The organism is Mesorhizobium sp. (assembly GCF_004962245.1).
Taxonomy (GTDB): domain Bacteria; phylum Pseudomonadota; class Alphaproteobacteria; order Rhizobiales; family Rhizobiaceae; genus Mesorhizobium.
In genome coordinates this window covers 12876-34039 of record NZ_SUHQ01000038.1, presented here as the reverse complement: position 1 = coordinate 34039, position 21164 = coordinate 12876, and the positions used below count along the sequence as shown (strand labels likewise).

The 21164-nt window shown below is 57.7% G+C and carries 18 protein-coding genes and 4 pseudogenes; 2 read left to right on the top strand and 20 right to left on the bottom strand.

The window, feature by feature from the left end:
* Positions 1–13: 13 nt before the first annotated feature.
* From E5X88_RS33755 to E5X88_RS29535, 16 genes and pseudogenes are all read right to left on the bottom strand, one after another.
* Positions 14–163, bottom strand: a pseudogene (locus E5X88_RS33755) (hypothetical protein); the annotation flags it as partial.
* A 184-nt stretch (positions 164–347) separates the two neighbouring features.
* Positions 348–1043, bottom strand: coding sequence for an HAD-IA family hydrolase (locus tag E5X88_RS29605; RefSeq protein WP_091597848.1), 696 nt, complete (start codon positions 1041–1043; stop codon positions 348–350).
* Entirely contained in the window at positions 1040–1822 is a 783-nt protein-coding gene (locus E5X88_RS29600) for a metallophosphoesterase (RefSeq protein WP_029354781.1), read from the bottom strand. The genes E5X88_RS29605 and E5X88_RS29600 overlap by 4 nt, the downstream gene beginning before the upstream one ends.
* Positions 1823–2399: 577 nt before the next feature.
* On the bottom strand, positions 2400–3131 hold the full coding sequence (locus E5X88_RS29595) for an HAD family hydrolase (RefSeq protein WP_051695327.1): 732 nt from the start codon (positions 3129–3131) through the stop codon (positions 2400–2402).
* Positions 3128–3937 carry a phosphodiesterase gene (locus E5X88_RS29590; protein WP_091597850.1) on the bottom strand — a complete coding sequence of 270 codons (810 nt, stop codon included), beginning with the start codon at positions 3935–3937 and terminating at the stop codon, positions 3128–3130. The genes E5X88_RS29595 and E5X88_RS29590 overlap by 4 nt, the downstream gene beginning before the upstream one ends.
* 61 nt (positions 3938–3998) lie before the next feature.
* A complete protein-coding gene (locus E5X88_RS29585; protein WP_236387751.1) occupies positions 3999–5234 on the bottom strand; it encodes an ABC transporter substrate-binding protein in 1236 nt (411 codons plus the stop codon).
* Between the two features lie 58 nt (positions 5235–5292).
* Positions 5293–6126 carry a carbohydrate ABC transporter permease gene (locus tag E5X88_RS29580; RefSeq protein WP_029354774.1) on the bottom strand — a complete coding sequence of 278 codons (834 nt, stop codon included), beginning with the start codon at positions 6124–6126 and terminating at the stop codon, positions 5293–5295.
* Entirely contained in the window at positions 6126–7076 is a 951-nt protein-coding gene (locus tag E5X88_RS29575; RefSeq protein ID WP_091597853.1) for a carbohydrate ABC transporter permease, read from the bottom strand. Before E5X88_RS29575 ends, E5X88_RS29580 begins: the two co-directional genes overlap by 1 nt.
* Before the next feature lies 1 nt (position 7077).
* Complete coding sequence (locus E5X88_RS29570; RefSeq protein WP_091597856.1) at positions 7078–8226, bottom strand: ABC transporter ATP-binding protein; 1149 nt, start codon at positions 8224–8226, stop codon at positions 7078–7080.
* A 74-nt stretch (positions 8227–8300) separates the two neighbouring features.
* Positions 8301–9125, bottom strand: coding sequence for a MurR/RpiR family transcriptional regulator (locus E5X88_RS29565; protein ID WP_051695325.1), 825 nt, complete (start codon positions 9123–9125; stop codon positions 8301–8303).
* A gap of 149 nt (positions 9126–9274) precedes the next feature.
* Complete coding sequence (locus tag E5X88_RS29560) at positions 9275–10753, bottom strand: sulfatase-like hydrolase/transferase (RefSeq protein ID WP_091597859.1); 1479 nt, start codon at positions 10751–10753, stop codon at positions 9275–9277.
* A 79-nt stretch (positions 10754–10832) separates the two neighbouring features.
* Positions 10833–12134 carry a sugar ABC transporter substrate-binding protein gene (locus tag E5X88_RS29555; RefSeq protein WP_287087336.1) on the bottom strand — a complete coding sequence of 434 codons (1302 nt, stop codon included), beginning with the start codon at positions 12132–12134 and terminating at the stop codon, positions 10833–10835.
* A gap of 24 nt (positions 12135–12158) precedes the next feature.
* Entirely contained in the window at positions 12159–12983 is an 825-nt protein-coding gene (locus tag E5X88_RS29550; protein WP_287087337.1) for a carbohydrate ABC transporter permease, read from the bottom strand.
* A gap of 85 nt (positions 12984–13068) precedes the next feature.
* On the bottom strand, positions 13069–13947 hold the full coding sequence (locus E5X88_RS29545) for a carbohydrate ABC transporter permease (RefSeq protein WP_292167517.1): 879 nt from the start codon (positions 13945–13947) through the stop codon (positions 13069–13071).
* Between the two features lie 378 nt (positions 13948–14325).
* Positions 14326–15339, bottom strand: a complete 1014-nt coding sequence (locus tag E5X88_RS29540) for an SIS domain-containing protein (protein WP_095521232.1) — start codon at positions 15337–15339, stop codon at positions 14326–14328.
* The gene (locus tag E5X88_RS29535; RefSeq protein WP_287331900.1) at positions 15336–16208 is read right to left on the bottom strand and encodes an N-acetylglucosamine kinase; all 873 of its coding nucleotides are present in this window, start codon (positions 16206–16208) and stop codon (positions 15336–15338) included. The genes E5X88_RS29540 and E5X88_RS29535 overlap by 4 nt, the downstream gene beginning before the upstream one ends.
* Positions 16209–16251: 43 nt before the next feature.
* On the opposite strand from E5X88_RS29535, the gene E5X88_RS29530 reads away from it, so the two are divergent.
* Positions 16252–16644, top strand: a complete 393-nt coding sequence (locus E5X88_RS29530) for a hypothetical protein (protein WP_287176955.1) — start codon at positions 16252–16254, stop codon at positions 16642–16644.
* Positions 16571–17398 carry a MurR/RpiR family transcriptional regulator gene (locus E5X88_RS29525; RefSeq protein WP_029354755.1) on the top strand — a complete coding sequence of 276 codons (828 nt, stop codon included), beginning with the start codon at positions 16571–16573 and terminating at the stop codon, positions 17396–17398. Before E5X88_RS29530 ends, E5X88_RS29525 begins: the two co-directional genes overlap by 74 nt.
* On the opposite strand, the gene E5X88_RS29520 is transcribed toward E5X88_RS29525, so the two are convergent.
* The 4 genes and pseudogenes from E5X88_RS29520 to E5X88_RS29505 all read right to left on the bottom strand — a co-directional run.
* A complete protein-coding gene (locus tag E5X88_RS29520) occupies positions 17395–18612 on the bottom strand; it encodes a D-arabinono-1,4-lactone oxidase (RefSeq protein WP_287176956.1) in 1218 nt (405 codons plus the stop codon). The genes E5X88_RS29525 and E5X88_RS29520 overlap by 4 nt on opposite strands.
* A 486-nt stretch (positions 18613–19098) precedes the next feature.
* Positions 19099–19369: pseudogene (locus E5X88_RS29515) on the bottom strand (IS110 family transposase); the annotation flags it as partial.
* A gap of 224 nt (positions 19370–19593) precedes the next feature.
* A pseudogene (locus E5X88_RS29510) lies at positions 19594–20324 on the bottom strand (IS110 family transposase); the annotation flags it as partial.
* A gap of 94 nt (positions 20325–20418) precedes the next feature.
* Positions 20419–21062, bottom strand: a pseudogene (locus tag E5X88_RS29505) (restriction endonuclease); the annotation flags it as partial.
* Positions 21063–21164: the final 102 nt, after the last annotated feature.

The window sequence follows — 21164 nt, the reverse complement described above, 5'->3', positions numbered from 1 at the left end:
GCGAGGTGCTGTGTCAGTCGCCGGGCTTTATCGCGCTCAATCTCCCCGGTAACGCCACCCTGAACTCGCGAAACCCAGAGAGGCCAAGAGTACGGCAAAAACGCAAAACCGACGCTTCTCCGCTGTTTGTTTGACTTACGAGTTTGGAGATAGATAAGTCCCCAAGAAGCTCGGGGTTTTAGGCAACAAAATGCGCGATTCTGGATTGTGAGCTAGGCCCGCTGGCGACCAGACCGCATACCGCATCCCGCACCAAGCTTGATGACCTGTCCGCCATTGCACTGCCCGCCGGGGTATGGTGTTCCGGATGCAGGCGCGGGCGGACCGTCCACGCCGCTGCCCTCTTTCTACATTGGGCAAAGCAAACCTTTAAGTTCCGCCAAGTTCAGCAACAATGCCTCCGGCTCAAAGGTCCGGAGGTCATTCCTCAGTCGACTCGTATGGTGGCGGGCGCCCCCGAATGCGCAGTAGCGCATATTTGCATTTCGCGCGGCACTAAGACCGATGACGCTGTCCTCAATGACAAGGCACTCTCTGGCAGACACGCCCATGATTTCCGCCGCCAATAGCAGCACAGAAGGGTCAGGCTTCCGGACACCGATGTCATCGGAGGAGAAGAACCGTGAGCCTACAAGCCCCAAGAGATTGGCGGCTCTCATGCGGTGGATGAGTTCGAAACGAGATGTGTTCGATGCGACACAAAAGGGAATGGAAAGCCACTGGAGCAGTTCAACCGCGCCAGGTGTCGCCGACAGGATCCCAGAGGCGGCCAGCTGGATCTCAGCCGCGGCCGTTTCCATGAAGTTCTTCGGCAGGCTTACACCGACAAGTCTTTCCAGATGCCGTTGTTGATCGTCTCGCTCAACACCGGAGAGCGTTGCCGTTATTTCATCTGGATGCACCTGGAAACCTTCCGCGGCAAGTTTTGCCGAAATCACCTCCGATGCTACGATTTCCGTCTCCGCAAGGGTGCCGTCAAAATCGAAGATGATCAGTCGAGGCCGCGACCGATCGGACGTTTTGATCGATGGTGAAGCCATCATTTCGGATCACCGGGACGAATGACAGGCAGCTGATCAAGTCCCTCGTGACGATGGACAACGACATCCGATCCGTCCAACATGACGACATCGTATGATGGCGCAGCCGCCACAAATATGGGCTTGCCATATTGTTCCCAGTCCAGAACGATATGCTGCGCCGTGCCACGGCTGGCAGTAAACGATATGCCCGACAAACTGCCTGCTGCAGCAACATGCCGGTGACCAAAGAGCATGTGGCGGACCGATGCGTTTTTCCGAAGGATGGAAAGGAGCCGATCGGACTCCTTCATATCGCTCGTCTTAAAACAAGGCACATGCAAATCCGCCGGCGTATGGTGCATAGCAACCACGACTGGTCGGCCGGCGGCACGGAAAAGCTGGTCCTGCAGCCATTCAAACCGGCCACCGTCAAGACAACCGAAATGGCTGATGTCGTCCTTTGTGTCGAGCAAGACGACGAGCCAGTCGTGCAAGTCGACAGCCGCCTGAACGAATCCTTCCCCGCCGAATACGCCTCGAAATGCGCCGCGGTCATCGTGGTTGCCGATCGTCAAATGGACCGGGAGCCGGACCTCCGACAAGATCTCGCGCAAGAGTGCGTAAGCGGCTGGATCGCCTGTATCAGCAAGATCGCCGGTAATAAGGATGAGCTTGGCATCTGCGTGTACGCGCGAGACATGGTCCAAGGTGTCGCGCAATCTCTGCGCCGGATCGATGCCGTAAAGCGTCTTGCCAGGGGCAACAAAATGAGGATCCGTGATATGAATGATTTTCTGCATTGCTCCACACTCAGATTGGGCCCGACCCTGGGAGGAAGTGGGACAAGAGACCGCTGCTGCGTCAGGCCACTTGATTGCCGTCGTTGTGGTGACCATCTATTCCAGGCGTCTGACAGCGAACCGTGAGCAGTGAGGGGTCGACCCTCTCTGCCGCCCGGATCGAGGTGTTCGATTCCAAGCAAACAGTTGACCGACGAACGGCCAATAAATGTCGCGAGTTGTAAATGCTCGGGCCGCATAAGGGACCTCGGTCGCTATCGCTTTCGGTTGATCATGAAGTAACTCGTCCATCATCGAAACGGTGCCACGGGCCTGTGCTTCGAGCTCCGGTGAGTTCCCCCACGCAGACACGAATGCTCCTTCTTGACCCTCAATTGTGATTTGTGAGCAGCTCGGTCGAACACCGTTGAGTGTCGCTTGCGCGCGCCCGCCCCATGCCGCATCCGCCTGTCAGACTTCGCCGATATCGAATGCAAGGGAGCTTTGTTCGGATTTATGTCAAGTGGACGGAATCGCCGGGACAGTCGGTATAGGAAGACATTTTTGTGGGGTTGAGTGGATGGGAAGCTGCTGCAGTTCACCTTACGGCACCTGCTGCCACCGGGTCCGCCTCCTGCCATTTTGTATTGGGCTGGACTTCGCTCGTCATCAGCAGGACGCTAAGTTCTTCGGCTGATCGCGCGACCACCGCAGCGCCGGCTGACAGCAATCGTTGACCGTGGTCGTCGTGGCAGTGGCCGCCCGCGGTGAAACCGATCACCATCATCCCCGCGGCCACACCGGCTCGAACGCCTGCAATGCTGTCCTCGACAACGACGCAGCGCGCTGCCTTAGTGCCCATCTGGGCGGCAGCGAACAGGAAGAGGTCCGGTGCAGGCTTACCGGCCTTTACCATGGCGGAGCTGAACACGTGGGGATGGAAGTATGCCCAAAGTTCCGTCAGTTCAAGACCAAGCCGCAGCTTGTCGGGGGCGCTGCTCGATGCGACGCAGCGCGGCAATCGCAACTGATGCAGGAGTTGGTCAATGCCGCTGATCGCTTGCAGTTCCGTCTGGTAGCTTTCCTTTATCCGGGATTGCACGATGACGTCGAAGTCGCTGGGTAGAGGGCGGCCCCAGTCTTCTTCGATCATTTTCCGCATGGTGGCTGAGGAAAGGCCGGTAAACCGCAGAATCACATCAGAATACGACATGGGATAGCCAATGCGGGTAAGTTCTTCGGCATCGATTCGACTTGCCAGCGTCTCGCTATCGATCAGAACGCCGTCGCAATCGAAGATGACCAGTTCATAAGAGGCCTGTTGATTCATTGCATGCCCTCGGGAACCCAACCTTCTGCGGAGACCTCGACCACATGTCGGTCGCTAACTTCGAAGCGATGCACCAGGACCCCATCAACGTCGATTATCGCGATGTCAAAAGCGGGCGCATCCTCGACGAAGTCCGCGTCTCTCCGCGTGAAATGTGGAATGATCTGATGCGCCACGCCGCGGTTTGCACTGAAAGGGATGCCGCTCCAGGTGCCGCCAACATCGACATGCACATGGCCGTGGAAAATGTGCCGCACATTGCCGGCGCTGACAATCGCCTGCATGATCGGGCGCCAATTCTCGGTGCTCCAGGGTTCGAAATGCGGCAGGCCGATCGGCTGCAGCGGATGATGGACGAAGAGGTAGGCCCGCACATCCGACGCCTCGGCCACCCGGGCCAGCAGCCACTCGAGCCGACCATCGTCCAAGGAGCCATGACCGAAACCTTCCACCAATGTGTCGAGAAAAATGAGGCGCCCGGCAGATCCGTCGTGAACCGACTGGATAAAGCCGTTCTCATCGCGCGGCTCTCCAGGAAACGCCCGAACAAAATTCTCGCGGCTGTCGTGATTGCCGAGCAGAAGGCGGGCGGGCACGCGCAGTTCCTGCAGCACCTCGCGAAGTAGGACATAGGAAGCGAAATCTCCCTCGTCAGTGAGATCGCCAGTCACGACGCAAAGCTCGGCGTCGGCGTGATCGCGGTTGATGCGCTCAATGGTCTTGCGAAGCCGTTGGGCAGGATCGAAGCCGAAGAGCATGGCGCCTAACGGCACAAGATGGGGGTCGGTCAGATGAATGAGTTTCATGGATAATCCCGAAAAAGGGAGGGATGCCGCACAGGAGCGTGCAGCGTCTCGGACGAGGCGATCAGTTCGTTTTCGGCAGGAGTGCGCGAACCTCGGACACCATGTCTGCGAGAGCGGCTTCCGGTTCCTTGGATCCAAGCGCAATAGCCGTCATCTCGTCGCGGAGGACCTCCCCGATCTGCACGCCGTTATCACCAGGCCAGGAGAACCACGGGCGGGCGCGGGGCGTCTGAAGCACGCTGGTGTACCAGTTCGGGTGCTTATCGTAGAAGCCGGCGAGATGATCCTTGTCGAGGGCAAGCGTGTTGGTCGGCATATAACCAGTATTCGGCACGACAATGCTCTGGCCTTCAGGACTTGTGGTGAACTTGACGTAGTCCCAGGCGGCGGCGCGCTTGGCGGGATCGTCGGTAAGGATTATCGCAACCATGCCGCCCGTCGGCATCGTCGCATCTTCAGCGCCGAGCGGCTGCTTGGCTGTGCGGAGCTTGAACCGATCTCCAATTTCACCTTCGAAACCGCTCACACTGCCGGCAGAGGCGAAGAAGAAGCCGAGCTTGCCAGAGGTGAAGAGCTGCCGGGCGGCATGGGAGTCGATCGCCGGCTGAGCGCCGTCGGTGTGGAACCGCTTGAACAGCTTGACGGCAGCCTGGCCTGCAGGACCGTCAAAAGCGATGTCGCTCTCCTTGTCGTTCATCATCTGGCCGCCGAAGTTGCGTACCAGGTTCTGCGTGGCCCAGTCGTCCGAGCCGAGCTGGTAATACATGCCGGACGTTCCATTGCCGAGCGCGCCGACCTTGCCGGCCAGTGCGACGAAGCTGTCCCAATCGGTCGGAACCTTGTCGGGGTCGCCGCCCGCCTGCTTCACGAGATCGGCATTGTAATAAACGACCGGCGTCGACATGGCGAAGGGAAGTCCGTACAGATGGCCCTCGATTCTTGCCAGAGACAGGATTTGTTCCGTGTAGCCCTTATCGGCCAGGTGATCGGCGGCAACGAGATCGTCGATGGGCTTTACGAGCCCGCGCGTGACGAGCGGACGGAGCACGTTAAAGCCGACATAGTGAACGTCCGGCAACTCGCCTGCCATGCTCTGACGAATCAACGTCTGGACAGCTTCGTCATAACTCGGCGCAGCAGCGCGGAAGCTGATCTTGATTTCCGGGTGGTCCGCCATGAAGCGGTCTGCAATCGGCTTGTGGATCACTTCGTGTTCGGGCCAGGCGTAATAGACATTGAGTTTCGTCTCGGCTTGCGCTGGCATGGCTGCCGCTGCGACACCGGCAGCAAGGATCATTGCAACTGTTTTCACATTGCTCTCCTGAGTTTTGAGATGGGGGTTTTTAGAGACGGAGCTAGTGTCGGCCGAGCACCAGACCTCGGATGAAGTGTTTCTGCATGAGAAGGAAAAAAGAGACCAAGGGAGCAGTTACGAGAACGCCCCCCGCCATCAGCGCACCGACATTTCCGGCGCCCTCGCCGGCCTGCCGGAAATAGGCAATGCCGAGCGAAGCCGTCATCATGTCGGGATTGGTTATCACCACCATTGGCCAATAAAGATCGTTCCAATGGGCCACGATAGAGAAGATCGAGAAGGAGACGACGGCCGGCCAAGCTGCTGGCAGCATGATCCGCCAGGCGATCGATAGCTCGCTGAAACCGTCGAGCCGCGCCGCGTCGAGCACCTCATCGGGAAAGGTCACGAAGAACTGCCGGAACAGGAAGATGGCAAACACCGAAATGATCCAGGGCAGAACCAGAGCGGCATAGCTGTCGAGCAGTCCGGATTTTGCGAGGGCTATGTAGATCGGGATGGTTGGTATCTGCACCGGCACCAGAAGGCCGAGCAGGACGCCGACAAGCAGAATAGGGCGGCCCGGGAAGGACAGCTTGGCCAGCGCATAGCCGCATGGGATGGCGATCGCGATCTGCAACACAAGAATTGCCAGACACACGACAAAGCCATTTGCCATGAACCGAAGCAGCGGAATTGCCGAGAGCGCAGTGCCGTAATTGTCGATTGCGCCGTGAAGGGTCGGCGTTGGAAGCAGGCTGCCGTCAAAGATCTCGCTCTGTGGCGTCAGCGAGGCAAGGATCATCCACAGAAACGGAAAGACCATGATGATCGCGCCGGTGACAAGCACAGCATGCGAGACAATGCGGGAAGAGGAAGATTGCCCCAGGATCATCACTGGCCTCCATTTGCTTTCCAGCGCGCCCGACGCTCGGAGACGCGCATCTGGACGAGCGACAGGAAAGTCACGAAGACAAAAAAGGAAACGGAGATCGCAGAAGCATATCCGACGCGGAAGAAGCGGAAACCTTCTTCATAAAAAGTGTAAAGAACGACGGAGGTAGATTTCATCGGCCCTCCCTGTGTGAGGACCGCGACCGTTTCGAAAACCGAAAAGGCGCGGATAATTGTCATCACGGTGACGAACACCGTAACTGGCGCCAGCATCGGCCAGGTGACCAGAAGGAAGCGCTTCAGTCCCCTGTCCGCCCCGTCGATAGTCGCAGCTTCGTAGAGCTCCTCTGGAATGGTCGAAAGGCCAGCCAGGAAAAGGATCATGTTGAAGCCAACCAACTGCCAGACGCCGATCGCCGCGAGCGCATATATGGCCGTCGCCGGGTCGGACAGGAACCTGACGGGCGATGCGCCCAGGAGCTGCAGCAGCGTGTTGGCAAAACCCAGACTTGGATGCAGGATTGCTTCCCACGCGGTCGCGAGAGCAACCAAGCTTGCAGCCACGGGCAGAAAGTAAGCGGTTCGATAGAGAACTGCGAACCGCGATCTAGCGATCAAAACGGCGACGAGCAGCCCCCACCCGATTGCCGTCGGCACGACCACAGCCACATAGAGCGCGGTGTTGCGCAGACTCTGAGCAAAGCCAGGGTCGGTCAACATGCGCGTATAATTAGCAACCCCGATGAATTGGATTCCGGCCAAGCCGAGCGACGCATTCGTGAAGGACAGAAAGAAGACAAGAATGGCGGGTCCGATGACAAGGGCAACAAGCAACAGCGTCGCCGGCACGGACAGAATTATGCCAGCTTGCGCCTGGGCCCGAGCCGGCCGGTAGCTGCCTGCAGTGTTCGGAGCTAAGGAACTGAGCGGAATGTCGTTGGCTAAGGCCATGTCAGGCTGCCCCGCTGTGATCGCCACGCTGGCGCGAGCCGTTGGAAGGAAAGAACCATGCCTGTTCAGCGTCGATGGTCAGTCCCAGATTGTCGCCGTCACGCAGTGATCGCGCGCGCTCGGCGGAAATGCGGGCGACGAACTGAGCGCCGGCCTCGGCATCGACAAAGACGTGAGCGTCGATCCCTGCGTGCTCAATGCGCGTGACGCGAACCGGCAGGGCTCCTGGATGATCCTTCTCAGCCAGGGTCGCATGCTCGGGGCGGAAGGCCAGCGTTCCGGCCAGCCCGGATCCGAGCGCATCGCGAATGATGATCCTGCTGCCGCCGATCATGAGCGCGCCGCCTATAGGTGCGGCCACTGCCAGCTCGTTCAGGAATGGCTGCGCCAGGAAGCGCGCTACGTCTAGATCGACGGGTTCGCGATAGAGATCGGCAGGGGCTGCGACCTGACGGAGTTCGCCGCCAAAGATGACTGCGACGCGGTCTGAAAGCGCTGCCGCCTCGGCCTGGTCATGGGTAACGAAGATAGTCGTCGTTTCCATTTCCTTGTGAAGCCGTGCGATCTCGCCACGCGTATGGATGCGCAGCGCTGCGTCCAGGTTTGCCAAGGGTTCGTCCATCAGGAAGATCTTCGGCTTGCGCACCATGGCGCGTCCCAAAGCCACGCGCTGGCGCTGCCCGCCCGACAGCGCCGACGGTCGACGCTCGAGCAGCGCGTCGAGCTTGAGAAGCCCTGATGTCTGCCGGACCCGCTCCTGGATCGAGCGTTTGCGTTGGATGGCTCCGGGCAGCAGCGCGCCAATCACAGGAAGCCGTTCCAAGCTGCTTAGCTCACGCATGACCAGCGGGGCAGCAATGTTGTCGTGCACGCTCAGATGCGGATAAAGGGCGTAGCTCTGGAACACGAAGGCTAGGTCGCGGTCCTTCGGCGCCACCGCGTCCAGCCCCCTGCCGCCTGCACGCACATGGCCCTGGTCGGCACGCTCCAGCCCCGCGATGATCCGAAGAAGCGTTGATTTACCACACCCGGACGGCCCCAGCAGTGTCACAAACTCCCCCGCAGCAACCCTTAGACAGATGCCGCGCAGGACATCAATCGCGCCAAACCGCTTGCCGATGTCGTCGATGTGAAGGTCTAACGCTGCCATTCCGAGTTCCCTTTCGGTGGGCGTGACTTCTATCGGTGCTTTATTTCATTTTCGTGACAATATGGAGTTTAATTTCATTTGGCAACCGGTTTATCCATCGCCTTTCCGAGCGCCAGCATGAGGCTTTCGATCACAAAGATCTTGCCGATCGTCGATGTTAGGGTGCCGCCGATCGGGTGGTCTTGAAGGCCGGAGGCCTGCAGGGTGAAGTCAGCCGCTTTCTCGAGCGGGCTGCGGGCGCGGTTGGTGATGGCGACGGTCAGTGCCCCCGCAGAACGGGCGCCCTTGAGGAACTGGACGGTGTCAACCGTGAGGCCGGAGATCGAAAGGCCGATCGCAACGCATCCGGGACTAAGCCCGCTGGCGACTTCGTGAGCCATGTTGGAATTCCTGAACGCAAAGGCCGTTAGCCCGACACGCAAAAGCCGATAGGCAAGCAGTTCTGCCGTTATACCGGACATTCCGGCGCCGTAGAGGTCGATCCGTCTGCTTGCCGCAAGCGCGGCGGCGACCTTCGCGAGAGTTTCGGAATCGGCATTGTTGTGTGCGATGCTGAGGTTTTGCGCCATGGTGTCGTGCAAGGATTGCAGAGCGCTATCCGCAGTTCCAGCAGCAGTAGGAGGCAGTCCCGGGCGGCCAATCTCGGCCGCCAATGCCAGCTTGAAGTCGCGGAAGCCGGAAAAGCCTATCTGCCGGCAAAGCCGCAATATGCTCGCTTCACCACTGGCCGCGAATTCACCTAGCTCCGCGACCGATTGGTGCAGCACCTTTTCCGGGTTTTCCAGAATGTATTTGGCAATGCGAGCGAGCGCATTGGGCAATCGATCGATGTCGTCCTGCAGGCGAGCCAAGATGCTCTCGTGCGATGCCGCTTTCATTGCAGGTGAGTTGACGCTCATTTCCACAATCCTCACCCCTTATGAATGAAGGAAAGAGCAGCGAGATACCATAAATTATCGAACAATTTCTGGACAATCGACCGAGGGCGGCCCCAAGGTCGCGAGAACAATGCCTCGCTCGTGACCTTCCTGGCGTCGGTCCGCCAAGGTCAATAGTCCTCAATTCTCTCCGGGCCGGATCCACTTCTAAGCATCATTGCGGAAAAGCTGCGGCCTAATAGGTCGTATTTCAACCCCCTGTGATGGTGGCTATCCCATAGGTCATAATGCTCATTGGGGTCCTCTTTATGATCGAACAGCTCTCCTATTCCAACATCGTGATATACATTTAGTTTGTGACGTCCATCATAGTACATCGATGCGCGAGACCCTCGGCTGCCGCGGAACCTGAGGGAGTTGTGATACTCACTGACAACGTATGGCTTATGGCAATCCAGTGAAGTGTTCCCAAGCAGCATCTGGTCGAGTGACAGCCCCTGCATGGCCTTTGGGACCTCAAGCCCCGATAACGAGAGCAATGTGGGCGCAATATCGACCAGCTCGACAAGTGCATTCGACACCGATCCTTGGGCTGGGCTGCCAGGCACGGAAATCACAAGTGGGACATGCACCACACCCTCATAGAACCGGCAGCCTTTGTAGAGCAGGCCGTGGTCGCCCATCATATCACCATGATCGCTCATGAAGACGATGATCGTGCGATCCAGCTGGCCGGTTTCCGTCAAAGTGTCTAGTATCCGGCCGACCAGATCGTCCACCTGTGCCACCTCGGCGTGATAGGCCGCTCTCATCTCCCAAATATTGAACTTCGTTGGTGGCGCTTCATGCGTAGGTCCTGCCAATTCGTCGTTGTGCGCCTCACCCGCGTCTGTTGCTGCGTGCCAAGGATCCACCGCGAATTTCGCTTGCTGATCGACTCGTTCAAATTTCTTCTGGTGCTCGAGATCAATCGGCTTGAACGCAGGATCAGGCATATCATTTGGATTGAACCGCCTGAGGTAGTCTGGCGGGGGATTGAGGGGCGGATGAGGCGCGTCGATGTTAACGCCTAAATACCAACTACGATCAGAATGCATCTTGATGAAGCGCTCAGCCCGATCGCCTGCCCAACGCGCCTGCCGATATTCTGCGGCTGGTCCCGGACCATAGTGTTGGTCAAGATAGGGTTTGAAGTAGGCTTCGGGATTGACCCCTTTTGACCACATCCACGCATGATAGTCGTGGTTGCCTGACCACTCCGGAAATGGCTCAGGGCTCCAGTAGAACTCGGCAAATCCATCATCGGGGCGCTTTTCTATCATGCCACGTGTGGCAGACAGGTGCAGCTTTCCTATGTGCCCTGTATAGTATCCGGCGTTCGCCATCAGTTTTGGGAGCAAAACGAGATGCGAAGGAAATGTGCCGGCGCCGTTCTGATGCACTTGGTGTGCGATCGGATACAAGCCTGTCAGAAAGCTCGTTCGGCTCGGCGTGCAGATAGGGCTCTGACAATACGCACGGGCGAATGCCGTGCCCCTCGCCGCCAGGCGGTCAATATTGGGAGTCTGCGTGCCTTTGAACCCTAGGCACTGCAAGGTGTCCCAACGCTGCTGATCGCTGCAAATCCAGACTATACTAAAGTTCCTCAACTCTCATCCCACGCGCTATGGAGGTTCAGTTCGCGCGCGCACCGGCGCGCAAAACCGCGCCGGTGGCGACGTGTAACGGCTATTTCAGGTATCCAGCGCGCTTCACGATTTCGACCGCATCACCTTGAGCATCGTCCAAGGCAGCCTCTGGGCTCTTGCTCCTGACAACCGCTTCTTGCAGGGCACGGCCAAGGCGATCGCCGATCTCCTTGAATTCTGGAATGCGAGGATAATACCACTCGGGCGCCCCGCGAAGCGTTTCTGCATACGTTGCCGCAAACGATCCATGGCCATAATCATAGTCATGTTTCGCACGGATTTCCGGATCGTCCCACAGCGATGTCCTGGTGATGGCGACAAAGGTGCTGTCGAGCGAAATCCGCTTCATGAGATCTTTACTCGTCGCCCATTGAAGGAAGGCCGCTGCAGCTGCCTTGTTTTCTGATGCAGCTGGAATGACATACGCCTGTCCCGCAAAGGGCGGGAACCTCCCACTTACGCCGCCAGGGGGCAAAGCAAACCCAAGCTTGCCGACGACCTTCGACAGCTTGGGATCGAGAATGCGACCTGCGGTGGGAGCGCCTTCGACAGTCATAGCAATGCGGCCCTGCTGCATCGCGATGACAACATCATCGAAGGTTGCTGAGATGCTCCCAGGCACAGTGAAATTGGTCATCACATCCGTGTACCATTTCAGCGCCTCCACCGCAGCGGGCGAATTTACCGTGGGCGTCAGATCCGCTGGTTCGTCCGCAAAATATTTACCGCCAAAACCATAAAGAACCTGGCCCCAAAACCATATATTCTCGCCAGTATCCGGTTGACCCCGTAGCGCCGTGCACTGAATGTCTGCCTTTCTCAGCAGATCACAATCATTACGGAACTCTTCCCACGTTTGCGGTGGCTGTTTGATTCCGGCTTTCTCGAACAAGTCGGCACGATAATACAGGAGCTGTGTCGCCGCGAAATGCGGAAATGCCATCTGTTTGCTGTCCTTATTGTAGAGGCGCAGCACGGGAGCGATGAAATCATGTACATCCGCACTCTTCATATCTATGTAATTATCGAGCGGCTCCAGGATATCGCCAGATGCGTATCGCCCGAACTCCTCGCTCCCTAAGTATACCACGTCGTAACTATCTGAACGCGTTAGGAGCTCGACCGACACTTTTTGAACGGTCGGCGCATAACCGAAGAGATCAAACTGCACTTCAGCGCCAGTCTTCTCTGTGAATTCGTGCGCGAATTTTTTGAGCTCCAAATCGTATGCCGAGTTTGTCGATAGGACCTTTATTTTCGCGCCGTCATAGCGCTGTTGAGCCGTCGCTCCCCCGCCGACGGCAACACCGAACGCAACGGCAAGAATTCCAAGATACCTCATTGATTTTCTCCTTGAGCTAGTGTTTTACCCTTTCACGGAACCGGTCGTTGTTGGGCCGGCGACGTATTTCTCTACGAACGGCACGAAAACCACGATCGGGACCAGCATAAGCACGCATGCGGCTGCCGCCTTGCCCCAATCGGTCCCCTCAAATGGCATGAAATTCAGTATTGCGACGGCTGCGGTTTTTGCGTCATCGCGTGTCAATGTCAGCGCGAAAAGAAACTCATTCCACGAACCAATAAATATCAGTATTGCTGTTGCCATGATACCAGATTTGGCGATGGGTATCGAGATTAGCGTCATCGTCTGCAGCGTTGACGCGCCGTCTATCATCGCGGCTTCTTCAATTTCACGCGGCACTTGGTCAAAAAACGCCGACAAATACCATATCGCAAGCGGAACCGCGAACATTGTGTTGACGATGATCAGCGCAATCTTCGTGTCGACGAGGTGTACTTGGCGAAAAAAGAGAAAGTAGGGGATGATGTAGATCATCGCTGGCGCCGCCCGGAGTGCCAACACCAGCGTCAATAGCCTTCGCATCGCAGTTTTCTGCAAATGAGAGATGCCAAAGGCTGCCGGGATGGAAAGCGCCATGGTCAATATGATGGTGCTGCATGAGACCACAATTGAATTGATGAGCGCGGAAGAGAAGTCCTTGTCAGCGATTATCGCGGTATAGTGCTGAGCGGATGGCTCCCCCACGATCACGGGCGGCCAATGAAACATCTCGGTCGGCTGTTTGAGAGATGTCGATAGGGTCCACAATATCGGCGAGAACAGGAATAGCGCAAAGGCAGCGGAGACAAGGTATCCGTAGATGTGACGTCCGAGGTCCCGACGCATGGGCTCACCTCCCAACGCGAGGGGCCGAGATTTGGCGAGTGGATGATATTCGGAGATGTGACGTCCAAGGTATCGATGCATGGGCTTACCTCCCAACGCGAGTGGCCGAGATTTGGCGAATAGACCAAAAACACACGCCGACGATCGTTGTTGTGAATGCCACGAGAATTGCGGCGGAATAATCGAGATCGAGATATGTAAATGCGGTCAGGAAAGCGTAGAAGTTTAGGGGTTCAGTCGCCCCAGCCGGCCCGCCACCTGTCAACACGAAGATCACGGGGAAAATCCCAAGGACCTCTAAGGCTTGAAACACGGCGACGGCTCCCATCGCAGGTAAGACGAGCGGTATGGAAATATGGCATTGCGCCTGGGCCCAACTTGCTCCGTCGAGGTTTGCCGCCTCATAAATCTCGTCTGGGATCGAGTCCAAAGACGAGAGAAGCAGCAAAGCAACTATGGGAACGCCAAACCAAATCGATACGATGATCACGGAGATAAGCGCTGACGTTTTGCTTCCAAGTAAGTCAGCTTCGAAATTGTGACCGAACAAGCTTGCGAGATAAGACAAGCCGCCCACACCAGGAATGAGGAACAGCTTCCACACAATTCCGCCTACCGCTGGCGGAATTATTGACGGAAGCAGGAAAGATGCTCGCATCCACCGTGTGCCAACGAGATTTTCCTTAAGCGCTATTGCCAACGCTAATCCACACAGTAATTGGAGGACGACGGGGACGACGACCAAAATGAACGTAACCAGCGCGGCGTTGATAAACCGACCGTCGGACAAGAACCGCGCGTAATTGTAAAGCCGGATAAAGCGCGTCTTTTCCGGGAAGGCTATGTTGAAGTCACCGAACGAGAGGGCAATGACAGCTGCAATCGGCACGACTGTCGCAAGACATAGGAACGCGATCGCGGGTGTAACGAGCGCCGAAGACACTTTAGGCCGGGAAGATGCCATCGTCCGTTAGTCCTGGAGTTATTTATTCTCGCCCTGAATGGGTCCCCAAGCTGCTGTCAGCAATGCTAAAGCGAGCTTCAGTAAGCAGAGGGCGTCACGATGCAGTGTTCCCCGTGGTGAGCTATTCGCGGCCGTCGACGTGATGAAGTGCCGAGACAATTCCACGGTGTATAGTTTTATTGTAGGGTTACCTTTCCAAGTTTCATACGCCTTTGGAAACAGAATGCTGCGTAGCATGGAAATCGGCAGGCGAAGCACGACGCATTCTTGCCCGTCAACGGCCTCGAGACAGCGGGATCACTGCCACTGGCTCGCCGTTGCTGTCTTGATCAGGGCCAAGAAGGATGCCCGGAACGTGTCATCTCGTGACGCGCGTGCTCAGACCCGGGGCTCCGATTCATTCACGGTCACCTTTGTGTCATTTTGGCTATAACGAAATTGGGCATCAGTAAGTCCGGCCGCGTCGGACAGTTCTGCGGCTAGCAGCTGAGCGGGCAGGATGTCCACGATTGATCGTCCCACACGGTTCTGCAAAGATGGCACCTTCACAACTGCTAGGTTTTTGGCGTCCTGAGGCGACTCGCTTGCGGTTACCAGAAGAACTGCACAGCCGATTTCAGCCAATTCCTGCGCCAATCGCACTTCGCGGCCGTCACCAAATATCAAAATCCCGGTTGCCTGATCCATCGATTCCATCGGGCCGTGCAAGTAGTGCAGCGTGTCTGCGACGCCGGTGGGCACCCTCGCAGCCTCGCGAATGAGCAAACAAGCCTCGCCCGCCGTACCCAAAGCCGATATCGCGCCAACGCAATCGATCGCCCGCTGGTCATGAAACATTTCTCCAATGCGTGCCATCTTTTTCGCAGAGGTTTCCAAGACCTCGCTTGCTATCAGAGGAATGTCGTTCCAATTGAAGCTGTCTTCACCGCAGAGCGCATCTATCAGCAGCCCGCCTGCCAGCAGCGAGCCTGTGTAGCCGGTGCTCGACGGCAGTGAATCCGGACCGGACTCGAAGCGAAGTGCTGCCGAAGCGGTGCGTGACAGCGGGTCGTTGCCTCCGCTTGTAATCGCGAGGGATGGTAACGTGCTGTGGATGGTGAGTGCAGCGATTGGCTCGATGCTTCTTCCTCCGACAGAAAAGACTATGATCGCGTCGCCAGGGTCCCCCGGCTCCATGAGATCGACTGCGCGCCAAGTATTTGCTCGTCTGCCGCGGCGTTGCAGCTCACCGGCCACTACCCCCGCTGCCTCGTAACTCGCGCCTATTCCTGTAACGACGACAGTCCCCTTTTCAAATGGCGCGAGATCAAGGTCGCGAAGCTGCGTTCCGACCACTTCCAAGGTATGGCGAAACTGATTGGGTTGACGGGCGATCGTTGACCTGTAAATCATTGGATATCCATATGTTGAGAGACAATTGAGGTCTCTGGGCCATCCCCGGCACTGCAAAGTTGCCGCGCCAAGACGCAGGCGCCTAAGACCGGCGGCTTGTCGAGGAAGGTGACCGCCACTGTCGCCCCGAAACGATCGGAAATTTGATGGGAGAACGCATTGGCTAAAAGTGGCTGGGCGAGGATGACCCCTCCGCCTACCACCACGTCTTTGTCGGACACGCCCGCCAACTTCAGGTGGTGAACTAATTGGGTCAGGGCCGCTGCGCCCTCGTCAATAACGCGCTTAGCCAACGACGAGCCTTCATTGGCTGCGTAGAAGATAACGGGTGCGTGTCGCCCCAGAGCCGAGGCACCGCCTTCCTTCGCGATAGCGGTGCCGATGTTCGTGGGGCTATTCAGTCCAAATGCCTCACAAAGCGCTTCGACAAGCGGCTCTGACCTTGCCCGTCCGAGGTCAATGTGCCGTCGCACTGCTCGACCAGCCTCACGTACTAAACCGGGAGCGCTCCCTTCGTCTCCGATTGCCCAGCCCCAACCGCCTGCGACATGCATCCTGCCTTTCTGGTCCCGAGCAACGGCGATTGAGCCAGTTCCCGCGACAACACCAATTCCGCTGGAAAGCCCCATGGCTAGGGGAAATAGCTCTGCATCGTTGACGACCCTCAACGGGCAGGCAAAATGATTGGAAAGTGGTTTTTGCAGGATGGCACACTCAGCCTCATCATCACATCCATGAGAGCCAATCGCGATGCCGTTGGGAGTGGCGCCATCCGCAAATCCGCTGATTAGCGCGATTAGTCCAGGAATATCGTGGTCATAGGCTCCACAACGCCATTCACTGGTCCTCACCACCAAGTCGCGGCCCATGCCCTGTTCCAGGCAGCTTCTCAAATGCGTTTTGGTGCCTCCGATGTCGACACCAATCGATATAGAACCCATCTCGTCATCTCTGTTCGCATTCGCGCCCAGCGGCCGCGGTCCCAGTCTCTCGCTGAAGGAATATCACTTTTTTTTCGTCTGCGGAAGATGGTTTTTTTCATCATTGGCAACTGTCTCCCCGCGCGGCGATGATGGTCAAATGCCGTGCAAAAAGGCTGGCAGGCGGCTGGGCGCTCTAACGAAAACAATGTTCACGGCTTGGCAATCTGCTGAAAAATTCCTATTGCTTTCACTGCCCGTGTCAATCAAGCCTAGGGAGCTGGAGCTCGGCGACATCAAGGGAATCGTAAATGCAGGAAAAGATCTTGGCGCGCTTGCGTTCGTCTCAGCCCAGCCTCAGTCCGGCGCTCCTTCGCATCAGTGAGTACGTCCTTAACGATCCCGCGAAGGTCGTGAACCAAACTATCACGGAGGTTGCTGACGGATCCGGATCGAGCGAAGCGAGCGTCTTGAGGTTCTGTAGAGACATCAAATTTTCGAGCTTCCAGCGTTTCAAACTGGCATTGGGGATCGAACTCTCCACTCACCAGACAATCAGACACGCCAGCCCGTCTGGTGACGTCATCGACGACACGCTGTCGACGGCCATCACCGCGCTCAAGCAGACAAAGGACCTGTTGAACCACGCCGCTCTCGAATTGGCGGCAAAACAGATCATACGAGCAAAAAGCATAGATCTGTACGGGTTCGGCGGCTCTGCGAATGTGGCCCGATACGCGCATTACTTGTTTGTTCGATTCGGACTGGTGTCGCGCGTGCTGGACGACCCACATCTCGCCGTCATGAGTGCAGTGAATCTCGGGCCGAAGCAAGTCGCACTGGCAATTTCGGAATCTGGCTCGAGCAAGGATACAATCAACTCACTTATGGCGGCCAAGGCGGCTGGCGCATTTACCATCGCAATCACCTGTCATATACGCAGTCCGATCGCTGCCAACGCGGACGCTGTACTGGGAGCATCCTCAACAGACACGCCCATCACGCGAGGAGCATTCTCCAGGGTCGCTGGACAATATTTGATCATCGACATCCTCGCCAACATGATCGCTAAAGATGGCAGCAAGTTCCAGGCGGCTATGCAGCGAACCGCAGAAGCCACCATAGATAAAAGCTTTTAGGCGAAACGTTCGCGCAGGTAGTCGTTCAGGAAGCGACCGTCCGGGTCGAAGCGAGCCCTTTGAGAAATAAAATCCCCGTATCTTGGGTACAAGGCTTCGATCTCGGACCGGCCCAGGCTGTGAAGTTTGCCCCAGTGCGGACGACCTTTTACCCAGGAAAAGATTGTCTCGCAATCGCGGATGAAATCCCAGTAGTCCTCTCCTGCTGCGCCGGACACCGATATCATTGCGGTCTTCCGCTCAAAGTATGGACTCAACCAAATATCGTCAGCCGCCACGGTTCTATACTCAACCGGGAATATCTGCGACGGATGCTTCGTCTGGATCAGCTTGCGTATTTCACGCAATACCGCCGGACCGTCCTCGTAGGGCACCGAGTATTCGCATTCGTTATGGTTCGGCATCGGAATTGAACCCGGAAATATCCGATAGCTGGGCCCTATTCTCTCGCCGGCCTGTGCTTCGACAGCTGCTGACGGCTGAGTTGTGACGTTCAGCGTTCTGATTTCGCAGACATCAGCTTTACTGCGCGTACGACCAATGCCAGACGTGTCGGGCAGGCTGTATAACGATGCCGAGTGTTCGGTCGGGCACCAGAACACGCGGAGGCTCCGGTTTTCCTGACATAGCTGATCCAAATGATTCATGCATTCTTCAAAATCCTCACGCCATATTTTGTCATGAAGATCAAAAGCAGGAACAAGCTTCATCGTGACGGAAAGCACCACGCCAAGCATTCCGAGACAAACTTTCGCAGCGTTGAGGACATCGATGTCTTGCGAAGCATCGAAATTGGCGATGGATCCATCGCCCATCGCTATCCGCATTCCAATTATCGGACCCGCTAAGCATTGCAAACTATCGCCGCTGCCATGCGTACCCGTCGATACGGCCCCGCTCATCGTCTGCAGATCGATATCGCCCTGGTTGGGCAATGCCCAACCAGCAGAACGCAGTTCAAGGCCAACGTCACAAATCCGCGTTCCGCCGCGGAGGGTTACGCTGCCGTTGGTTGGGTCGATATTTTCGATCCCTGTTAGACGCTCCGCGGAGATTAGAACTCCGTCCGTGGGGACAATCGGCGTATAAGAGTGCCCCGTACCCACTACGCGGACGCGCAGATTGGTTGAAGCTGCTGTCTTGATCGTTCTGCAGACGTCATCGTCCGAACTTGGCATTTCGAAATGCTTCACCCGACAAACCTGATTGCTCACCCAGTTCCGCCAAATCATGCTAGGGCCGAGTGTCTGCGCTCTGGTCTCTGAAGAAGGCAATGGAGTTCTCCTTGCGTGTGTTTTCTCGCTGCCAGGTGCTGGGGCAGCCGCCTCGGCCCGCCAGAATAGGGTCGTCACGCTGTGCCCAGCGCCGACTCATTTTGGGCAGGCATGACGGATATCATCATCGACATAGATACAAAAGAAGATTATCTCCATTATAACTCGGTGCCCCGGCAGACCGACCATTGGCGCGGGGCAGCGGTGACCGCTGGTGGTCCACACTTGCTTCTCCCGTCGATGCGAACGGAAAATTATCGTTTCAGAGCCTTCACCCCACAAGAGCCGACGACTGGCACCGGCCGGTTGCGTCGGGCCTCACCACGTATTTCGTGCGAGGCTTTCGCCGAAGGACGCGTATGCTGTCTTGTGCACGTCAATCAGCCTGTTGGACAGTTCTGGCTCTTGGCCCGGCGGCCTTGCAGTGCAGGAGCGTTTGGCGAGTCCTGGCCCCAGCTCTTGACCTTGTCCTTGCCCTTGAAGCGCATCATCAGACGCCGCCTCATAGAGCGCGCGCCGCACGTCGACGTCGCCTGCCTTCGAGATGCGGCCCTGAACGTCGATCGAGGTGCCCGACTGCCGGCGTCGCGACCTCAGCCCGAAGTAGGCCGCGACGTCGCGCGAGCGGCGGAACCGCGTGGGATCGTCCATCGCCGTTCATGAACGAAAGCGCCGTCACCGGACCGACGCCGGGGATGAACGCAGCGCTCGAACCGTCGTGACGCACTCTTCCATCGGACGGACGGAGCATCGAAATCGAGCGCGGTCCGGCTGTCTCATTGTCGGCGCGGCGGCAGGCAGGATAACGTGGTTCAGTCGTTCCTGGTTTGCATCGGTGCTCATCCGCCGGAGCGGATCTCCTTGCTCAGATGGGGTCCGTCAGCGCGCCGGCGCCATGCGTTTTATCTGCCGCCGCACCGCTCATCGATGCGCTCCCAGCAGCTTGCGGTCCTTGACATGGGCGCGCCGCGTGGCATCGGCCTCGCTCGCGGCCGCATCGCCGACGTAAACGTCCATCGCTCCACATGGCGTGTATGATCACCGCCAGCTTGCGCGCCACCGCGACGCAGGCCTTGCGGTGGCAGGAGCGTTTGGCGATGTCCCGGCCCCAGCTCTTGACCTTGTCCCTGCCCTTGAAGCGCGTCATCAGTCCTGACGCCGCCTCGTAGAGCGCGCGCCGCACGTCCGCGTCGCCGGCCTTGGAGATCCGTCCCTGAATGTCGATCGTTGAACCGGACTGCCAGCGCCGCGACGTCAGCCCGAAGTAAGCGGCGACGTCGCGCGAGCGGTGAAAGCGCGTGGGATCGTCGATCGCCGTCATGAAGGAGAGCGCCGTCACCCGACCACGTCGGGAATAGCCATGAAGCGCCGGCACGGCTCGCTGTGCGCGACGATCCTCACGACGAGATCATGCAGCCTGCAGTACTGTCGCCACAGCGCCGCGCGCGCCGTCAGCATGGCGTCCATCAGCTCGGCCGACAACGGATTGTCCGCCACCGCCTGGCGTACCGCGCGTTCGAAGGCGCCACGTCCGACCTTGCCTAAGGCGGATGCCGAACGACTTCAGCGAGTGGCGGATGGCGTTCTCCAGGTCGAGGAACTTCGGCCTTCGGATTGCGCCGGTGCGTCAGCAAAAGGCGCGTCCGGTAGCTCAATGGCTCGACGGACACGAACTCCGACGCCATGCTCGAACATCAAGTCGGCAAGTTGGCGCCCATCGAGCAGAATGACGCGTTGAGACAGGTGCTTCACGAATTCGTGGGCATGTGGGCTGAATGTCGAGGTGGTCACGAAAACACACTTCGTCGCTCCTAGCCCTACCAGACTGCCGACGAATCCTTGAACATCAGGTCGCCCAATAGCGTTTGCGACAGCATAACGCTTCGCTTGAACATACACCGATCGAGACCGAGCCGATCCTCGTTGATTACGCCATCAACCCCGCCGTCGCCCGAGCGCCCAAGCTGGGCGGCTGCGTTCTTATGCGATCCGCCATAACCCATGGCGACAAGTAGATCGACAATGAGCCGCTCAAAGAAGGCCGGGCTGTTTTGGCCTATCCTGTCCAAAATGTCTGCCCGCAAAGCGGTTAGTACCGCCTGATAGGCGCTTTCGATCTGCTCTTCCGGCGTCGCCTCCGTCGCGACGTCGGATGGCGTCTCCCCTGCACTATCATCGGAGCCGTTGCCCTTGTAAAACTTCCTAAACTCTGGGTGTTTCAATAGCAGCTTCACGTCGATGCGGTCAGGGCCGCTGGTGAGCAATGACCGACCTGCTTCGGTGGCAACGAACCGCCCTCGTGCGGGAGAGGCGAGCAGTCCCGCTTTGCTGATGTAGAATTTCGCCCAGTGGATACGGTTGTGTAGCACGTGCTGCTTGCCGCTCGGCAACAGCTGCTCACGCTCTTCAGCGGTGAGACCAAACCGTGCAGCAATCTCGGCCTCGGCTAGTGGGCGGAGGTTTCGTCCTTCGAAGAGACCTCAAGAACCGGG